Source organism: Paenibacillus baimaensis, from assembly GCF_025567575.1.
Window position 1 is genome coordinate 120,375 of the sequence record NZ_JAOQIO010000069.1, and the last position, 16,764, is coordinate 137,138.

The 16,764-nt window shown below is 48.3% G+C and carries 13 protein-coding genes; 9 read left to right on the forward strand and 4 right to left on the reverse strand.

All coding sequences use genetic code 11. The features are described 5' to 3' along the window. The first annotated feature begins 144 nt into the window (after nt 1-144). From OB236_RS17405 to OB236_RS17430, 6 genes are all read left to right on the forward strand, one after another. Nucleotides 145-1,077 (forward strand): ABC transporter permease, encoded by a 933-nt coding sequence (locus OB236_RS17405; protein WP_262685187.1) that lies wholly within the window; start codon nt 145-147, stop codon nt 1,075-1,077. Beyond that, the gene (locus OB236_RS17410; RefSeq protein WP_262685143.1) at nt 1,077-1,964 is read left to right on the forward strand and encodes a carbohydrate ABC transporter permease; all 888 of its coding nucleotides are present in this window, start codon (nt 1,077-1,079) and stop codon (nt 1,962-1,964) included. Before OB236_RS17405 ends, OB236_RS17410 begins: the two co-directional genes overlap by 1 nt. 54 nt (nt 1,965-2,018) lie before the next feature. Further along, nucleotides 2,019-3,566, forward strand: coding sequence for an extracellular solute-binding protein (locus OB236_RS17415; protein WP_262685144.1), 1,548 nt, complete (start codon nt 2,019-2,021; stop codon nt 3,564-3,566). Nucleotides 3,567-3,743: 177 nt separating this feature from the next. Beyond that, nucleotides 3,744-6,080 carry a helix-turn-helix domain-containing protein gene (locus OB236_RS17420; protein WP_262685145.1) on the forward strand — a complete coding sequence of 779 codons (2,337 nt, stop codon included), beginning with the start codon at nt 3,744-3,746 and terminating at the stop codon, nt 6,078-6,080. A gap of 32 nt (nt 6,081-6,112) precedes the next feature. Beyond that, nucleotides 6,113-7,894, forward strand: coding sequence for a glycoside hydrolase family 2 protein (locus OB236_RS17425; RefSeq protein WP_262685146.1), 1,782 nt, complete (start codon nt 6,113-6,115; stop codon nt 7,892-7,894). 135 nt (nt 7,895-8,029) lie between these two features. Then, nucleotides 8,030-9,310, forward strand: a complete 1,281-nt coding sequence (locus tag OB236_RS17430; protein WP_262685147.1) for an MFS transporter — start codon at nt 8,030-8,032, stop codon at nt 9,308-9,310. Between the two features lie 19 nt (nt 9,311-9,329). Here the strand turns inward: OB236_RS17430 and OB236_RS17435 are convergent, their stop codons facing one another. Further along, nucleotides 9,330-10,241 (reverse strand): helix-turn-helix domain-containing protein, encoded by a 912-nt coding sequence (locus OB236_RS17435; protein ID WP_262685148.1) that lies wholly within the window; start codon nt 10,239-10,241, stop codon nt 9,330-9,332. A gap of 134 nt (nt 10,242-10,375) precedes the next feature. Here OB236_RS17435 and OB236_RS17440 point away from each other — a divergent pair, with 134 nt between their 5' ends. Together OB236_RS17440 and OB236_RS17445 are read left to right on the forward strand one after the other, a co-directional pair. Then, entirely contained in the window at nt 10,376-11,383 is a 1,008-nt protein-coding gene (locus OB236_RS17440; RefSeq protein WP_262685149.1) for a Gfo/Idh/MocA family protein, read from the forward strand. Next, nucleotides 11,380-12,369, forward strand: coding sequence for a Gfo/Idh/MocA family protein (locus OB236_RS17445; RefSeq protein ID WP_262685150.1), 990 nt, complete (start codon nt 11,380-11,382; stop codon nt 12,367-12,369). Before OB236_RS17440 ends, OB236_RS17445 begins: the two co-directional genes overlap by 4 nt. Before the next feature lie 120 nt (nt 12,370-12,489). On the opposite strand, the gene OB236_RS17450 is transcribed toward OB236_RS17445, so the two are convergent. Beyond that, nucleotides 12,490-13,494, reverse strand: coding sequence for a hypothetical protein (locus OB236_RS17450; RefSeq protein WP_262685151.1), 1,005 nt, complete (start codon nt 13,492-13,494; stop codon nt 12,490-12,492). A gap of 181 nt (nt 13,495-13,675) precedes the next feature. Here OB236_RS17450 and OB236_RS17455 point away from each other — a divergent pair, with 181 nt between their 5' ends. Beyond that, nucleotides 13,676-15,226 (forward strand): FAD-dependent oxidoreductase, encoded by a 1,551-nt coding sequence (locus tag OB236_RS17455; protein WP_262685152.1) that lies wholly within the window; start codon nt 13,676-13,678, stop codon nt 15,224-15,226. A gap of 55 nt (nt 15,227-15,281) precedes the next feature. On the opposite strand, the gene OB236_RS17460 is transcribed toward OB236_RS17455, so the two are convergent. Continuing rightward, complete coding sequence (locus OB236_RS17460; protein WP_262685153.1) at nt 15,282-15,689, reverse strand: DUF6855 family protein; 408 nt, start codon at nt 15,687-15,689, stop codon at nt 15,282-15,284. 20 nt (nt 15,690-15,709) lie between these two features. Further along, a complete protein-coding gene (locus OB236_RS17465) occupies nt 15,710-16,582 on the reverse strand; it encodes a M15 family metallopeptidase (RefSeq protein WP_262685154.1) in 873 nt (290 codons plus the stop codon). Nucleotides 16,583-16,764 lie beyond the last annotated feature (182 nt).

The following is a 16,764-nucleotide window of genomic DNA, read 5'->3' on the forward strand; positions in this document are numbered from 1 at the left end:
TTAATGCATTCAAGAAACTGCGGGGCTATAGTAAGGTCTGGAACCGAGCACATCACAGGCTGATGGCTCCCCAAACGGCTGTTTCAATTTCATAAACGTAGGAGCGTGATACCCATTTCATCACCAACACACACGAGCGCTCAGCTGGGAGAGCGACCCCGACAGACTTGGCTTAGCCTGATCGGCCAGACGCTAAGACGTGACTTATTTTTGTATTTGCTGATACTGCCAGGTATCCTCTACTTCCTGATTTTCAAGTACATTCCGATGTGGGGAGTATTAATTGCCTTTCAGGATTACTCGCCTTATCTCGGGTTTCTGCATAGCGACTGGGTCGGGTTAGAGCATTTTGATCGGCTGTTTGCTAATAAGGATTTTTACCGGATTTTCCGTAACACGATGGTCATTAGCCTGCTGAATCTGGTGTTTTTCTTTCCGCTACCGATTGTGCTGTCGCTGCTGATGAACGAAATACGCCGGGAATGGTTTAAGAAAACGATTCAATCCATCGTGTATTTGCCACATTTTCTATCTTGGGTCATCATTGTCGGAATCAGCTTTCTGATGCTGTCCAAGACGGAAGGGGTCATCAATCATCTGCTCGAATATATCGGTCTGAACCGGATTGATTTTTTGACAGAGCCGGACTACTTTTGGGCTTTGCTGACACTGCAATCGATCTGGAAGGAGGTTGGCTGGGGGACGGTCATATTTCTCGCGGCGATTGCCGGGGTGGATACGCAGCTGTATGAAGCCGCCCGGATGGATGGTGCAGGCCGGCTGCGCCAAATGTGGCATGTCACGCTGCCTGCGATTCGCAATGTGATCATTATTCTGCTTATACTGCGGATTGGTCACATTATGGATGTTGGTTTTGAGCAAATTTACCTGATGATGAATGGGGCTGTATCCGAGGTGGCCGAGGTGTTCGATACGTATGTGTATCGAGTGGGTGTGCTGCAAGGGGAGTTCAGCTACAGCACCGCTGTCGGACTGTTTAAATCCGTTATTGGACTTGTGCTGGTCATCGGCGCTAACAAATTAGCGAAAAAATTCGGAGAGGAGGGCGTCTATTGATGAACACTAAGATAAAGTCAAGCTTCTCTGAGCGCGCGTTTCAAACGGGGATTATCGTCGTGCTGTCCCTGGTTGGATTGCTTTGTCTGTTTCCCTTCTATTACATTGTCGTTGTGTCATTTGCAACACCGGCAGAGTTCAGGCTGGGCGGGCTGCTGCTGTTTCCGAAGGCGTGGACGTTAATATCGTATGAGTATATTTTATCGACCAAGGCTTTTGTCAAATCGGCAGGTATTAGCGGCTTTCTGGCGATTGTCGGTACGGTAGCGAGCCTGATTGCCACCTCCACACTGTCTTACGGCTTGTCCCGTAGAAGGCTGAAGGGGCGCAAGCTGCTGATGTTGATGATATTGCTGACGACATTGTTCAATCCCGGCATCATTCCCGGCTATCTGGTGGTGAAGGAACTGGGTATGATCAACAGCATCTCTTCACTGATTATTCCGGTTCTGACCAATGGCTGGTATGTGCTGTTGATGAAAGGATTTTTTGATTCGATCCCGCCAAGTCTGGACGAAGCGGCACACATTGACGGCTGTAACGATATTAGCGTCTGGTTCCGAATTATTTTACCGCTGTCTCTGCCTTCGCTGGCTGCCTTTGGACTGTTTTACGCAGTGGGCTATTGGAACACGTTTTTCACTGCTGTGCTGTATATCAACAACCACGAGCGGTGGCCGCTGCAAATTTTATTGCAAAATATGCTAATCGATTCCTCTACCGCCATGGGTGTGAATGCGCTCGTCGAGACAGGTATGCAGAATATTCCGTCGGAAACGAAAAAAATGGCTGCTGTTGTCATCTCCACGTTACCTATTCTTGTGGTGTACCCATTCCTGCAAAAGCATTTTGCCAAAGGAGCTATGGTCGGCTCTGTGAAGGAATGAAACATAAATGTTTGTAAGGCTAATGAATTGCATGAAAAAAAGGGAGGCATTACCATGATCAACAAGCAAGCTGCTCGCTGGAAGAAAGGCACTCTCACTGCCTTCATGCTGAGCGCCGTCATGACCGTATCTGCGTGTGGAGGCAATGAAGCTGCGAAGGAAGCCCCTGGCGCATCGGCCACAAGCGATAGCAAGCCGCTGGAAATCAGCATCCTATCCATCTTTTATCAAAAGGAACCACCAGCTGTCGACAATGCCATCTTGAAGGAGGCTGAGAAGCGGACGAACACCAAGCTGAATATTACCTGGGTTACTCCGAATAACTTTGGAGAAAAGGTCAATGTCACGCTGGCCTCTGGTGATCTGCCGGATTTGATGCTTGTGACCGATACGGGCAATGCCGCATTTCGCAGCATGGCCAAGCAGGGAGCCTTCTGGGATCTGACGACGATGATCAAGCAGTATCCGAACCTGTCGAGATTCCCGGATATTACTTACAAAAACCTGATGATTGAAGGGAAATTGTACGGTATTCCACGGGTACGTCCAACTGAAGGCAACGCACATCCATTGGTTCGCGCCGATTGGCTGAAAAAACTGAACCTGACAATGCCGCAAACACCAGATGAGCTGTACAGTGTGATGAAAGCTTTTAAGGAAAATGCGCCTGACGGTCAGAAGGATACGATCGGATTGTCCGGTTATGTGAACCAGAATGATATGGGTCAATTTGGTTTTATCGAGAGCGTGTTCACGGGCGCCAGCGGCAAATACAAGGTGAAGGGTGACAAACTTATCGATGTAACGCTTGAACCGGAGATGCGCAAATCGCTGGAATGGTTCCAGAACGCCTTTAAAGACGGTTTGATTCCGCAGGATTTTGCTCTGCTCAAGCATAATCAGGCCAAGGATTTGGTGATTGCCGGCAAAGCGGGAATTTTCCCGGATAAGCCGAATCAGGAGCCGCTGTTCATTAAAGAGATCAGCACGATGAACCCGAACGCCAAGCCGGATATGGAATGGGCTCCATACATGACAGGTCCACAAGGGAAATATGCCTCTAAGGGTACTGGAGTTTTCGGCATGTTCGTCATTCCCAAAAAAGTGCCGGAGGCCAAGGTCAAGAAGCTGCTGGAATTCATGAACTATGGTACGTCGGACGAAGGTCATGAACTGGCCAGCTATGGATTGAAGGATATTAATTTTAAGCTACAGGATGGGAATTATGTGGTGACGGAAGCGACCTTGAACGACCCGAGCTATCAATTCCTGCAAAATATTTTTATGAAATACGATAAATATGCAAGTGTCGCTACAGCCGGTCTGACCCCTGAGCAAATCACGCGGGACAAGAAGCTGATAGATATTTCCGAGCCGGTGAGCATTCCGAGTCCGACCTCAAGTCTAATATCGGAAACAAATAACAAGCTGGGCAGTGATTTCAATAAGAAAATTCAGGATATGAAAACGAAGGTCATGATGAATAAAGCGACGCTTGCCGACTGGGATACTTTCGTAAATGAGCTGAAAGCTGACAAAAACTACATGAAAATACTGGATGAGTATAATGAAGCATACCGTGCGAATAGCGGGGCCAAGTAGATCTGGTTCATTCGAAGTTAATTGCAAGTGTGGATTGGAAGTGTAGATTAAAAGCTTAAAAATGAAATTGAATTCAGGTGAGGTGCCCTCTGCAGAAAGCTGCGGTGGGGGGTGCCTTTCTTTGTCGGGGAGATCCGAGTTACGCTATAATGGAATGTACATGAAGGGGGTGACGGCTTGCAGCGGTGGTGGTCTACAATCACAGGGTGGCGATGGAAGGAAGAAAAAGGCGATTATTTTCGCAAAAGCCTGATCCTTGTGCTGCTGATTACAAGCGTACCCTCCATATTTATAGCTATCTCCAATTACGTGATCGGAATTGGTCAAATAGAAAAGGAGCTGTTTCGCACCCATCAAATCAAATTTGAGCAGTTCTCGGATACGATGAACAAGCAGTTCGATCAAATTGCACTCGTGATGAGCCGGTGGTCAACGAATTCCTTGTATGGCGATCATTTGGACGATCTCGTGTTTATCGATAATATTGACCGCATGCATGAGATCATGCAGTCACTGCTCGTGGTTGGTGGCTCAAACGTGCTGATCGATGAGGCTCAGTTGTTTTTGACACGTCAAAGGGCTGTGCTCGCATCAGATGGTATCCGGTATTTGAATACGGAGCAGCTGAAGCCTTATATGTCCGTATTGAACCACAGGGAAGGGCTTTTTTTCGCCTATGGGCTGCCGATAACTTCCGTATCGCAAAAAGGAACCGCTCCTGTTTCCGTCATTTTCAAGCTGCCATGGCACTCAGAGCTGCCGTTTGGCGCTTTTGTGTTGAATTTGAACAAAACGGAAATGGAGCAGATGATCCGCCATATTCATACGGATGAGAAGGGTACAGCCGCATTTCTGATGCGTAAATCCGGTGAATGGGTCGTTCCTCCGCGGCCAGAGGAAGCAGCGCTTTCCTTGCAGCTGAAAGAGGTTGTGCTGAACCGTCAAGGCAGTATGGAAGCTTTTCCGTACAAATGGAACGGGGAAAGCTACATGGTTTCGTATGGAGAAGTGACCAAGGCTGAATGGCTCTATGTAACGGCGACACCGATGTCGGAGCTGACCAAGCCTGTCTTTGACACCTCCAGGCTCATTCTGGCAAGCAGTGCTATTGGCGTTCTGGCAGCGCTAATCCTGGCATGGTTCGCTTCGAAGCGGCTCTACCGACCGATTGGAAGGCTCGTGCAATTGTTCCAAACCGACCGCTTGCTTCAGGAAGACAGCGTGAAGCATGAGATCGAGTTTATCGAGCAGCAGTGGAAATCTTTAACCCGGGAGAGCCAGACACTGCAGGAGCGGTTAAAGCTGTCGATTCCTTCTTTACGCGAAGGCTTTCTGCTGCAGCTTGTACAGGGACATCTATACGCACTTGATGAAGTCTCGCTTCGAGAGCGAATGAGCAAGCTTGGCTGGGAGGTCAAGGACAAGTTTTTTTTGATGCTTCTGATCCAGTTGTCCGGCTTAAATGAACAGCTCACACGCTTTAAGGAGGACGATCAGCAGCTGATCAGCTTCGCTGCGGCGAATATCGCCGAGGAGCAGGCTTCTGTACGAATTCCAGATGCGCATGTCATTAATTTTCAGGATTTGTCCATTGGACTGTTATGTATGCTGCCTCAGGAGAGGAGCCGGGAGGAAAGTCGGCGCGAGCTGTATGGGCTTGCCCAGGAATTGATACCAACACTCGGCAAAATGCTGGGCTTGCAGGTAACGGTGATGATCTGCCGGTTAACCGATCAGGCGGGAGATATTCCAGAGCTGCTGGAGCAAGCGCGACAGGCTGCCAGGTATCGCGATTTGCAGGTCAGCGAGCAAATTATCGACATGGAGGATTTTGCTCCCAGTCCGCAGCCGGTGGCTCATTATCCTTTTACGCAAGAGAAGGAGCTTATTCATGTGCTGCGGCTCGGTTTGGCTGAAGAAGCCTATACGAAATTTAACGAGTTTATGCGTGAGGTTCAACTGCATGCAGACAGAGAGATTATGGTTCAGCAGGCATTGTTTCAATTGGTCGGCAGTATGCGCCATATACTGATTGAGTTAGGTTTTACCCGTCATGCGCTGTTTACAGAAGGACATCTGGTTGAGGAACTGATCGCGATCCATGAGCCTGCGGTGATGGAACGGTGGTTCAGGCAGCGTATGATGATGCCTTATCTGGATGAATACCGGCACACGCAGAATTTGCAGTCGCGGCATCTGATTGAGCGTGCGATGGAGCTGCTGCAGGCTCACTATATGGAAGATCTGTCGTTAGAAGAATGCGCCGATCGTTTGTCAACCAGCCCGTATACTTTAAGTCGTTCCTTCAAACAGGTTGCTGGTCTTAACTACGTCGATTATATAATGAATGTGCGGATAGACAAGGCCAAGGAGCTTTTAATGAGTACGCAGTTAAAAATTAGCGAGATCGCCGAGCAGGTCGGCTATCAGCACTCGTATTTTAATAAAATCTTCAAGGGAGCGGTCGGTTCGACGCCGACCCAGTATCGGGAGCAATTTCGCAATCGGAAGTAACGAATACACTGCATAATAAGGAGAATTGAATGATGATCCGTTTATTTGAAACGAATCAGCTTCGTCAAGTAACGGAGCTTGAGGGTATGTGGGATTTTGCCGTGATCGAACAGGCTGCACAGGGTAGCAATGATAACACGGATAGCCCCAGCAGTATGGTGGCTGGCAGCGATACCATCACAACAGCGGAGCCTGATTACGGTTATCGGCTGCCGGTCCCTGGCTGCTGGGAGCAGCATCCCGAGCTGTTAACCTATCGGGGTAAGGGCTTGTATCGGAGGAGAATCGTCATCGCCAAGGAAGCCGCTGCATTGCGTTTTGTATTCAAGGGAGTAAGCCATACCGCGCGTGTATTTTTTGACGGCAAGCTGATTGCTGCGCATTATAATGCGTATACAGCATTCGCTGCAGTGGTACGGCATGTGATGCCAGGGGAGCACACGCTTACGATAGAGGTGGATAACAGCTTTCATGAAGGTTCTGCCCTCCACATCCCGAATGACTATTACACATATGGCGGTTTGATTCGGCCTGTGGTGATGGAAACGATTAACGAGCTGTACATCGAGCGGATCGGTTTTATCCCACAGCTTCAGCATGGAGAGTGGAGCGCACGCATAGAGGTGGCAGTCCGCAACGTATCGGTTGTGGAGCAAAGCTTTCAGCTTCGCGGCGAGCTGGCAGGCCAGCAATTGCAATGGGATACGGCGAGCATTCAGCCAGGAGCCGAGCTGGTTGTTGTGGGAAGCTTCCAAGTGCCGGATGCCAAAGCTTGGTCGGCTCGTCATCCGCAGCTGTATGCATTAAGCTGCCAGCTGTTCGCTAGTAATGGCGAGCCTGTTGAAGGCTTAACGGCTGTTGACGATCTGATTGAGCGAGTGGGTTTTCGAACGGTCACTACGCTTGAAGGACGTATTCAAGTCAATGGCGAGGATATTGTACTGAAAGGCTTCAATCGGCATGAAGATCATCCAATTGTCGGAGCGGCTTTTCCTTTGGCATTGATGGTGAAGGATCTGGACCTGATGGCGGATATGGGCGCGAACTGTGTCCGTACCAGTCATTATCCGAATGATGAGCGGTTTTTGGATTTGTGTGACGAAAGGGGCTTCTATGTCTGGGAAGAGAATCATGCCCGAGGCTTAAGCTTGGAGCGGATGCAAAATCCACATTTCATTGAGCAGTGTGCGATGGTGAACAAGGAAATGGTCGAGGGTCACCAGAACCACCCCGCTATCATCATCTGGGCCATTCTGAATGAGTGCGCGAGCGATACGGAGGAGGGCAGAGCCCATTATAAGCGACAGTTGGAGCAGATTCGTAAGATGGATGGAAGCCGGCCGCTGACCTTTGCTTCGCACCATCGGGAGAAGGAGCTGTGCTTTGATCTGGCCGATATCGTTTCCTTCAATTTGTATCCAGGCTGGTACGGAGCTGAAGATCCAGGTGAGCTGTGTGACAGAGCGAGAGGCTGGGCAGATGCAGCAGGAGGACTTGGTAAGCCGATGATTATGAGCGAGTTTGGTGGCGATGGCTTTTATGGTTATCGATCTCCATCCCGAGTGAAGGGTACTGAGGAACGACAGGCCGACATTATTGACAGCAATCTGCAGGCTTACGGCGAACGCGATTATATATCGGGTATGTTGATTTGGCAGTTCTGCGACTGCCGCGTTAGCGAAGAGGGCTCGTGGGCCATCTGGCGCGCACAGACGAAGAACAGCAAGGGCATTGTGGACGAATACCGCCGACCAAAGCTGGCTTACGAAATTGTCCGGAAGCATTTTAAGAAGATCAGCACGACAAGAGATTAACGATCCCAATCATTAACCATCTAAATCATAAATATCCGACAACCTTTTGTTCATTCCCTTTGAGGAATGCAAAAAGTTATTTGGTGTGAAAAGAGTGCAAACGGTACGGGATATGTATATTTCCGGGCGGTTTGAATGATGATAAGCAAAGCCGATTTGCCCTATCGGAACTCTGAGATCACTCGAAAAGGCGGAATTCACTTGAATCATACGAAGAAACTCGAACTCGCGGCTGTGGCATCGATTCCGATTATTATGACATTGGCCAATTCCATGCTGATCCCTTTGCTGCCGATCATGGAGAAAAAGCTGGGGATTTCCTCCGTTCAATCGAGTTTGATTATTACCGTTTATGCGGCAATTGCGATTATATGCATTCCTATAGCCGGTTATTTGTCTGATCGCTTCGGACGAAAAAAAATTATTATACCGAGTCTGATTCTCGCTGCGATTGGAGGGGGCATATCGGGTTCGGGTGCTTGGTTAATGGATGGTATGGCTGCCTATTGGGTCATACTGGCGGGTAGATTCGTACAGGGGATTGGAGCCGCCGGTGCCTTTCCTATCGTGATACCGCTCGTGGGGGACATGTTCCAAAGCGAGGAGGAGGTTACAAGCGGATTGGGCATCGTAGAGACCTCGAATACATTCGGGAAGGTGCTCAGTCCTATACTGGGTTCTGCGTTGGCTCTGCTGGTCTGGTTTCTGCCTTTTCTTATTATTCCCTTCTTCTGTCTGATCTCGATTCTGGCGGTAGCTTTTCTGATCAAGGTCCCCGGCAATAAGCAGGGGGAAAAGGTGACGCTAAAAGCCTTTATTACTTCAATCAAACAAATTCTGCAGCAAAAGGGACGTTGGCTATATGCCATATTTGGCATTGGCGGAATCGGTATGTATATTTTGTTCGGATTTTTATTTTACCTGTCTACCATACTGGAAGAACAATACCACATTGAAGGGATACGGAAGGGCTTGCTGCTGGCGATTCCGCTGACAGCCGTCTGCTTATTTTCCTATGTGACAGGCAAGCTGGTAGGGGAGAACAAGCAGCGGATGAAATGGTTTACCTTCACAGGGCTCGTTATTGTGACTGCAGCTATGCTGGTATGTGGATGGGTGCCTACCAAGGCATTGCTGCTGCTGCTTTCCCTACTATTCGCCGCCGGACTTGGTATTGGGGCGGCCTTGCCTTGTCTGGATGCGCTGATTACGGAAGGCATCGATAAAAAGCAGCGCGGCACGATTACTTCACTTTACAGCAGTATGCGATTTATAGGCGTTGCGGCTGGTCCACCGGTCACTTCCCTGCTCCTGGGTAAAGAGCCCTTATTATTCTATACATTTGCCGCTATCGCAGGGGTGGGCGGATTATGTGCATTGCTTGCGATTAAGCCCAAATCGTCATCGACGGGTTAAAGAGTAACTGATGGATAACTCAGTTACTCTTATTTTGGACTCCGGTTGATGTATCTGTGCTCATTTTGAGCAAAAATTGCTTTGGCGTACAGCCATTAAATCGCTTGAACATTTCATAGAAATGAGCCATGTTCTCGATTCCGATTGATTCAGCAATTTCCGTAATCGTCATGGAGCTGGTGAGAAGCAGCTGTTCGGCACGAGAAATCCGTTTTCGGTTAACATATTCGGTAAATGTAAGGCTCATTGTTTTTTTGAAAAACTTGGAAAAATAGGAGTAGCTCATATTCGCCAGCTTGCTCACTTCCTCCATATCGATCTTTTCGCATAAATGCTGGTCCACATGCTCAAGTATGGGTCGCAATAAGAGGGTGCCGTCCGCGATATTACCTTTCAGCAAATTTCTGTGGTCTCCCCGCAGCATCGTCAGCAATATGTGGCGGATATAAATGCTGGTTGCGATCTCATAGCCTTTGTCGCGTCCCATCATTTCTTCATGAATGCGGAGAATGAAGCCGGCTACTTCTTCTCTAAGATGCTGGTCTTCACGAAACATCTCGTTTAGCGTTTCGAGAGGCTGGTGGATTTCAGAGAAATGCGGATAATACATCATCATTGTAGGATCAAAATAAGGCTGCAAATCTACATGAAGCACGATATAGACGAGATCTTCATCACTGAGCTTGTTGCCCCAGTGCAGCTGGGAGGAGCCAATGACCATAATATCGCCTGGATTCAGGATATATCGATTAGTAAGCGTATGCATACCATGAATACCTGAACGTACATAAATAAATTCGACTTCTGGATGATGGTGCCAGGTTAAGTTAATAGGAGGGGTGACGGCAACGCTGCCGCTCGAAGTAAACTCCCAGACTTTGATATGTAGAAGAGGATTCTGGTAATGAATCGGTTCTTTATAAATGTTCATTAAATCTCTCCTGTATGGCTACCAGCCGACAAATTAGGATAGTAATTCAGCAAAAGCGGTCATACAAGTCACCTTCATCTAGTTGTATCTTGAATGTAGAACTATTATACAACAATCAGAGAAGAGGGATACATATGAAAGTCGCTGTAGTTGGTTGTGGAGGCATGGGAAACATACATGCTGAATGCTATGCGAACATATCCGGAGTCACGGTTACAGGTGTTTGCGACATGTTGGAAGAACGGGCACAGCAATTGGCTGCCAAGGTGGGTACCAAAGCTTATGTGTCTCTTGCCGATATGTTGGCACACAGCGATTGTGAAATCGTGAGTATTACGCTTCCGAGCTATTTGCATAAATCGGCTGTAATTGAGGCGGCTAAAGCTGGTAAACATGTGATTTGTGAAAAACCGATTGCGCTCCATCTGGAGGACGCTGCAGAAATGATTGAGGCCTGCAGACGTCATAACGTCAGGCTGTTCGTCGGACATGTTGTCCGCTTTTTTTCGGAATATGTTCAGATGAAGCAGCAGATTGATGATGGCTCGATTGGTCGGCTTGGCGTTGCACATGCGAAGCGGATAGGCGTACATCCCGGTGACATTCGTCCTTGGTATCGGGAGGATGACAAAAGCGGTGGTGTGGTATTGGATTTAATGGTACACGATATCGATTACATGCGCTGGGTTGCAGGTGAAGTCCGCTCGGTGTTCGCGCAGCACAAGCATAATGATCAAGTGGACTATGCAACGGCAACGCTTGTATTCGAAAGCGAGGCTGTCGCTAATCTGGAAGCGTATTGGGGATATCCGGGAGCGTTCACAACAGCAGTTGAGTTTGCCGGAAGCGGCGGTGTCATCCGCAGTGACAGATCGACCTCCAAATCGCTGCAAGTACGTAAACCGGCTGCTTCGTTAAGCAAGGGACCTTTCGTGGAGGTGCCGGAAAGCCCGGGATATGAAACTCCTTATGAGAAGGAGCTGCGTCATTTTATCGAATGCGTTCGCGACAACCGGGAATCGGTCGTTACTCCTAAGGATGCTTATAAAGCGCTGGAAATCGCTCTTGCTGTCGTTCAGTCTGTTCAAACCGGGAAGGTTGTCACAATAGGTCAAGACAAACGGGAGGTATCGCCGACATGACAAAATTAAAAGTAGGTATGATCAGCTTTGCTCACGGACATGCCCATTCATATCTGAAATCTCTATTGGAGCTGCCTGAGGTCGAGATCGTCGGCATTGCCGATGAAAAGAGCAGCAGAGTGGAGTCTGTGGTAAGCAAGCATGGACTGCGATATTTTGCGGATCATCAGGAATTGCTGAAGACGGATGCTGATGCTGTGGTCATCTGCTCGGAAAATGTGAACCATGCTGGGCAGGTTATCGCTGCCGCTGAAGCGGGTAAGCACGTTTTGTGTGAAAAACCACTTGGCTTATCCGTTGCAGAAATGGAGCGTATGATCGAAGTCTGTGAAACGAACGGTGTTCAGCTGATGACGGCGTTCCCATGCCGCTATCTGGCAGCCGTAGCGAAGGCGAAGAAGGCAGTTGAGCAAGGTGAAATCGGCGAGATCCTGGCGATTAAAGGGACGAATCGCGGAACCGCACCCGGAGGCTGGTTTACAGAGCCCGGCTTATCTGGCGGGGGTGCTCTGCTGGATCACACCGTCCATGTGATGGATCTTATGAACTGGTTCACCGGGTCCAAAGTGACAGATGTTTACGCATATTGCAATACTCTGTTTCATGAAGGGCTGGAGGTTGACGATGCGGGGATGATTCATGTCAAGTTTGCGAATGGTACGATCGGTGTGCTGGACACAAGCTGGTCAAGGCCTAAATCGTTTCCAACATGGGGCGATGTGACGATGGAAATCATCGGATCGAAAGGTCATCTATCTATCGATGCTTTTGCCCAAAGCAACATGCTTTACAGCGACTCCTTGGGGAAAGGCGTAAGTATGTTCTATGGTGATCCGATGGACTTTTACATGGTAAAGGCATTTGTCCATGCGCTGCTTGCTGGCGAATCGGTACCGATTACGGGATTGGATGGCCTGCGTTCGACCGAAGTTGCCCTTGCCGGTTATCGATCCGTGAAGCAGGGAGAGTCAGTGGCGATATCATAGCAGCGGAAGCTGATCCGGTTTTTCTCGATCACCAAATCCACCCACAACGCAAAAAGCTTTGCCACTAAAGTACGATGGCGAAGCTTTTTTTGCACTTATCAAGGAAGGGGGGGGGGCCTCTTATTTAGAAGCCTTCTCGACAGTATGGCGTAAAAGAATTTCATTATCAAGAATAAGATTATTCGTCCAGACGAAGGAGCCTTTTTTGAATTCATTGCTGAAGTTTGTATATTCCCGCTTATTATCGACTCCTACCGTTGCGGCTGAATAGGTGACAGCCTGCGGCCATGAAGAGTCATTGAAATCGGCAGCATACCAATTGTCAGGAATAGCAAAGTGGGCAGCATAACAATTTGCCGCACATGACGGAGCTTTAGAAGCATTGGGAGTGGATCGGACCGTCCTGCCATTCTTCTCCTCGATTACCAGATCAGTTTTGTTCATTAGGGGGGCGATGTAGTAGCTTTGTGCCTTCCAGCGGTTATCCGTCACGGTACCATCACTGAAGGTTGCAACTATACCGGCATCTCCGGGATGATATTTGTTGCCTTTGTTATCCTCGGTACCGAGGCCAAGATTTTCTTCCCAATCGACAACCTTAAACGCATAGGTCATAGGGTATGCAGCTTTGAAACGGACGACATGAGAGTTGAATGGTGTGAAAGGAACAGCGTCCTTGACTGCGGGCTTGCCATTGACATATAGCTCGAAATAGTTATCTGCAAAAATGTAACCAGTGATGATCGTACCGTCTGGATCGATTTCAATGACAGGAACTTTGTTTAAGTCAACGGCTGCGAGATTTGGATGTAAGACATTTGTGCATGGATTAAGCAAGTCAGAAGCATCAGGAAGCTTATTGTTCACAGTAGTGGGGACTGTCCAGGTTTTGCCGTCCTCTGACTTGATCTCTCCAACGGCACTGACACGCCCTCCCTTGCAAGCAAGCAACCCGGGATTAATGGTGGTGGCCGCACCCTTCGTGAAACTTGCCTGCTCTGGTGCAGTTGGCACTGATAGTGGCGGAGCCGTTGTCGTCGTTGAGGGCAATATCGTTCCGTTCGTGTTGGTGCAAGCACTGATGAGCAGCATGGCTGAAAGATAAAGTACATGAGCAAAATGCATAAGATCATCTCCACAGATTTAATTTATATTTAGTGTACGATGGCAGTGTGTCAGGAGCATGTCAAAATAGTTGGATTTTATCAATATACCTTAGCTCTTTTCCATGCTGGTTTAGGTCAGGTCAATCGTGGTAATCATGAACAAAGAGAACCTAAACCGCAGAACGAAGGAGTGAAGTGAAATGAATGCTGATCACCCGTCCGCCGAGGGCAAAATCCCGGAATCTCCACAATCGTATTGGATTGAATCCGCTCCGCCGAGCTCGTTCCCGCCGCTTAACGAGAATATCGATGTCGATTATGCAATTGTTGGCGCCGGGATCACGGGGATTACGCTTGCCTATCTGTTAGCCGAAAAAGGTCATCGGGTCGCACTATTCGAAGCTAATCAGATTATTCACGGAACCACAGGTAATACAACGGCCAAAATAACCGTGCAGCATGACCTTATCTACGATGAATTAATTAAAAATTTTGGCGTGGATCAGGCGCTGCTTTATTATAAAGCTAACAACGAGGCGATGAAGTTTATTCAGCGTACGGCAGCCGATCTGCACATCGATTGTGAGTGGTCGGAGGAGGACGCTTATTTATACGCCCAAACCGCCGAATCAGCAAGTAAACTGGAGCTGGAGTATAAAGCCTACGAGAAGCTGGGGATACCCGGGGAGTTGGTCCAAAATATTCCGTTACCTATTGAAGTCTGCGCGGCACTCAGGCTGTCTGGGCAGGCGCAATTTCACCCTGTGAAATTTATGAATGGGTTACTAGCCCATTTTGTTAAAGCAGGGGGCCGGGTATACGAGCATACAAGGATCGATGGAAAAGTGGAACAAGGAGATCGTCAGAAAATCTGGACGATGGATGGAAAGCAGATTACTTGCCGTCATGTGATTGCAAGCTCCCACTTTCCATTCTATGACGGACTTGGTCTGTATTTTACCCGACTCCACGCTGAACGCTCCTATATCATTGCCATGAAGCCGATCGCCGACTATCCAGGTGGGATGTATCTGAGTGTGGACGAGCCTAAGCGATCGTTGAGATCGGTAACGATTAATGGTGAGCAGATGGTACTGATCGGTGGGGAGACGCATAAAACAGGACAGGGGGAGCCGACCTACGAGTATTATCAGAATCTTGAACGGTTCGGGGAGCAAACCTTCGGTATTCAAGACATTCCATACCGCTGGTCTGCGCAGGATTTGCTGACGTTGGACAAGGTCCCTTATATTGGTCCCATAACGGCAAGTCATCCCAATGTTTGGGTGGCTACCGGATATAAAAAATGGGGCATGACCACAGGGATAGCAGCTGCGCTGCTGCTGAAAGATCAGCTCATGGGACAAGAGAATCCTTATACCGAGCTGTTTACCCCTTCACGGTTTAAACCAGATCCTGGTATTAAAAATTTGATCGTTGAGAATTTTGATGTGGCCAAGCAACTGATCGGTGGCAAGCTGGAAGCTGTTTCGAGGAAGGCTGATTCGTTAGGATTGGATGAAGGTTCGGTGATCCAAATAAACGGAAAGCGTGCGGGGGCGTATCGAGATACGGAAGGGAAGCTGCATCTTGTCGATACGACCTGTACCCATATGGGCTGCGAAGTCAAATGGAACAATGGGGATAGATCCTGGGATTGCCCATGTCACGGCTCACGCTTTAATTTTAAGGGTGAGGTGCTTGAAGGCCCAGCCTTACAACCATTGCCAACAATCGATTATGATGGATAAGTAGTAGAAGGGAGAGCCCACGCTGAGTAGGTTCTCCCTTTGATTTGTGATGATATTATATGGCTCTGATCCGATTGTTCCTGGGATTGTGTTCAACCTCCGCAAGTCCCAGCTGTTCCATTAGAGGAGGTAGGTACATGCCCAATCGACCACGCAGCCCCTTTTTCAACCCGTACCACCCACCGACCGGATTTTCAGGTGAACGTCCCCAGGCTTCAACTGTGCCTTCTTTGACAGGTTTCTGCTCATCAGCACTGCCAAGCTCCATCCAGTCACCATGCAGTTTGAGCATGGCATATAAGTCGTCAACACAGCGATAGTCATAATGTAAAACCGTTTTGCCTACTGTGCAAACTAAAATGGCCTTTCCATCTTTTTCGTCCTTGTACATTTCGTAATCAGATGTCAGAGGAGGCGTTTTTAATTGCCAAGGATTCTCTTTGGTTCCTTGTACTGTCGACATATCAGGGCTCCTTTAGTTTTCTATTTGCGTGACTGCACGGGAACGGCGTTAAAATATTCCTCTAAAGTTATATTTTTTTGCGCCAGCTCCTTGGACAGCTGTGTTCCTACATAACGCAAATGCCAAGGTTCGTATTGATAACCCGTAATGGATTCCTTGCCATCGGGATAACGAATGATGAATCCATATTCAGTGGCATGGCTATCCAGCCACTTCGCTTCTTTGGTAACGGCAAAGCAATTTTGTGCGGCGCATTTGCCGTTGCTGCCTGATACATCAATCGCAAGTCCGGTCTCATGCTCGCTGTGGCCAGGTAAGGCGCTGTAGGTTTTGGCCTTCTCTTCACCATCTTGTTTTACATAGTTGTTATATAACGTTTTTTGTGTAGCGTAGGATCTGTAAGCAGAAACTCCGGCCAAGCTGATCCCGTCTTTTTTGGCCCCTGCAAACAAGGTTTCCAGAGCTGCAGCGGCTTCCTTGCGCATTTTGCGTTTATCGATTTTTTCAGTGAATGTAAAAGGAACATTCGGATAGACCAAATCCTTCGGCTCATAGCTTTCAGGGAGGGCCTGCTGTTTATTGACGAGCACCGTAATGCTTTCCGGGCTGGTCACGACCTGAATCGCGCCTGGTTTGGACGGAGTGGAATCCGCAGCTTTCCCCACGGTGCCTGGGGCAGCGCCTGAATTGCCGGATTGAGAACCGGTTTGGCTCACATTGGGAGCAGCGGTCTGATTGTTTGCTGGAGTGCCAGGCTGCGTAATGGGTTGGTTGGCATTATTAGCAGCAGGTGGGGATTGAACAGTTGGGGTCTTGGGATCTCCGCCACATCCGCTGAATACAGATAAAGCTATTGTCAGGCATACAACAGCGAGCATCGGTTTGTTTGTCATGGTTATCTCCTTGCTGATTAAAATGAATAAGCATTTGTCCTTAATGATTTAAACTCCAAATAGACCGAAAAGGTTTCAATCTATTGTAGCTTAACTCATGGTAATAGTCTAAATATGTAACTAATCTGACACAGACAACAAATTTTACTGGAACAAAATGTAATCAGGCTTCGTCTATATGA

Excerpts from the sequence above, each read along its gene's own strand:
- OB236_RS17410 (WP_262685143.1), top strand. The coding sequence starts at position 1,077 with ATGAACACTAAGATAAAGTCAAGCTTCTCTGAGCGCGCGTTTCAAACG.
- OB236_RS17415 (WP_262685144.1), top strand. The coding sequence starts at position 2,019 with ATGATCAACAAGCAAGCTGCTCGCTGGAAGAAAGGCACTCTCACTGCC.
- OB236_RS17425 (WP_262685146.1), top strand. The coding sequence starts at position 6,113 with ATGATCCGTTTATTTGAAACGAATCAGCTTCGTCAAGTAACGGAGCTT.
- OB236_RS17430 (WP_262685147.1), top strand. The coding sequence starts at position 8,030 with ATGATGATAAGCAAAGCCGATTTGCCCTATCGGAACTCTGAGATCACT.
- OB236_RS17435 (WP_262685148.1), bottom strand. The coding sequence starts at position 10,241 with ATGAACATTTATAAAGAACCGATTCATTACCAGAATCCTCTTCTACAT.
- OB236_RS17440 (WP_262685149.1), top strand. The coding sequence starts at position 10,376 with ATGAAAGTCGCTGTAGTTGGTTGTGGAGGCATGGGAAACATACATGCT.
- OB236_RS17445 (WP_262685150.1), top strand. The coding sequence starts at position 11,380 with ATGACAAAATTAAAAGTAGGTATGATCAGCTTTGCTCACGGACATGCC.
- OB236_RS17450 (WP_262685151.1), bottom strand. The coding sequence starts at position 13,494 with ATGCATTTTGCTCATGTACTTTATCTTTCAGCCATGCTGCTCATCAGT.
- OB236_RS17455 (WP_262685152.1), top strand. The coding sequence starts at position 13,676 with ATGAATGCTGATCACCCGTCCGCCGAGGGCAAAATCCCGGAATCTCCA.
- OB236_RS17460 (WP_262685153.1), bottom strand. The coding sequence starts at position 15,689 with ATGTCGACAGTACAAGGAACCAAAGAGAATCCTTGGCAATTAAAAACG.
- OB236_RS17465 (WP_262685154.1), bottom strand. The coding sequence starts at position 16,582 with ATGACAAACAAACCGATGCTCGCTGTTGTATGCCTGACAATAGCTTTA.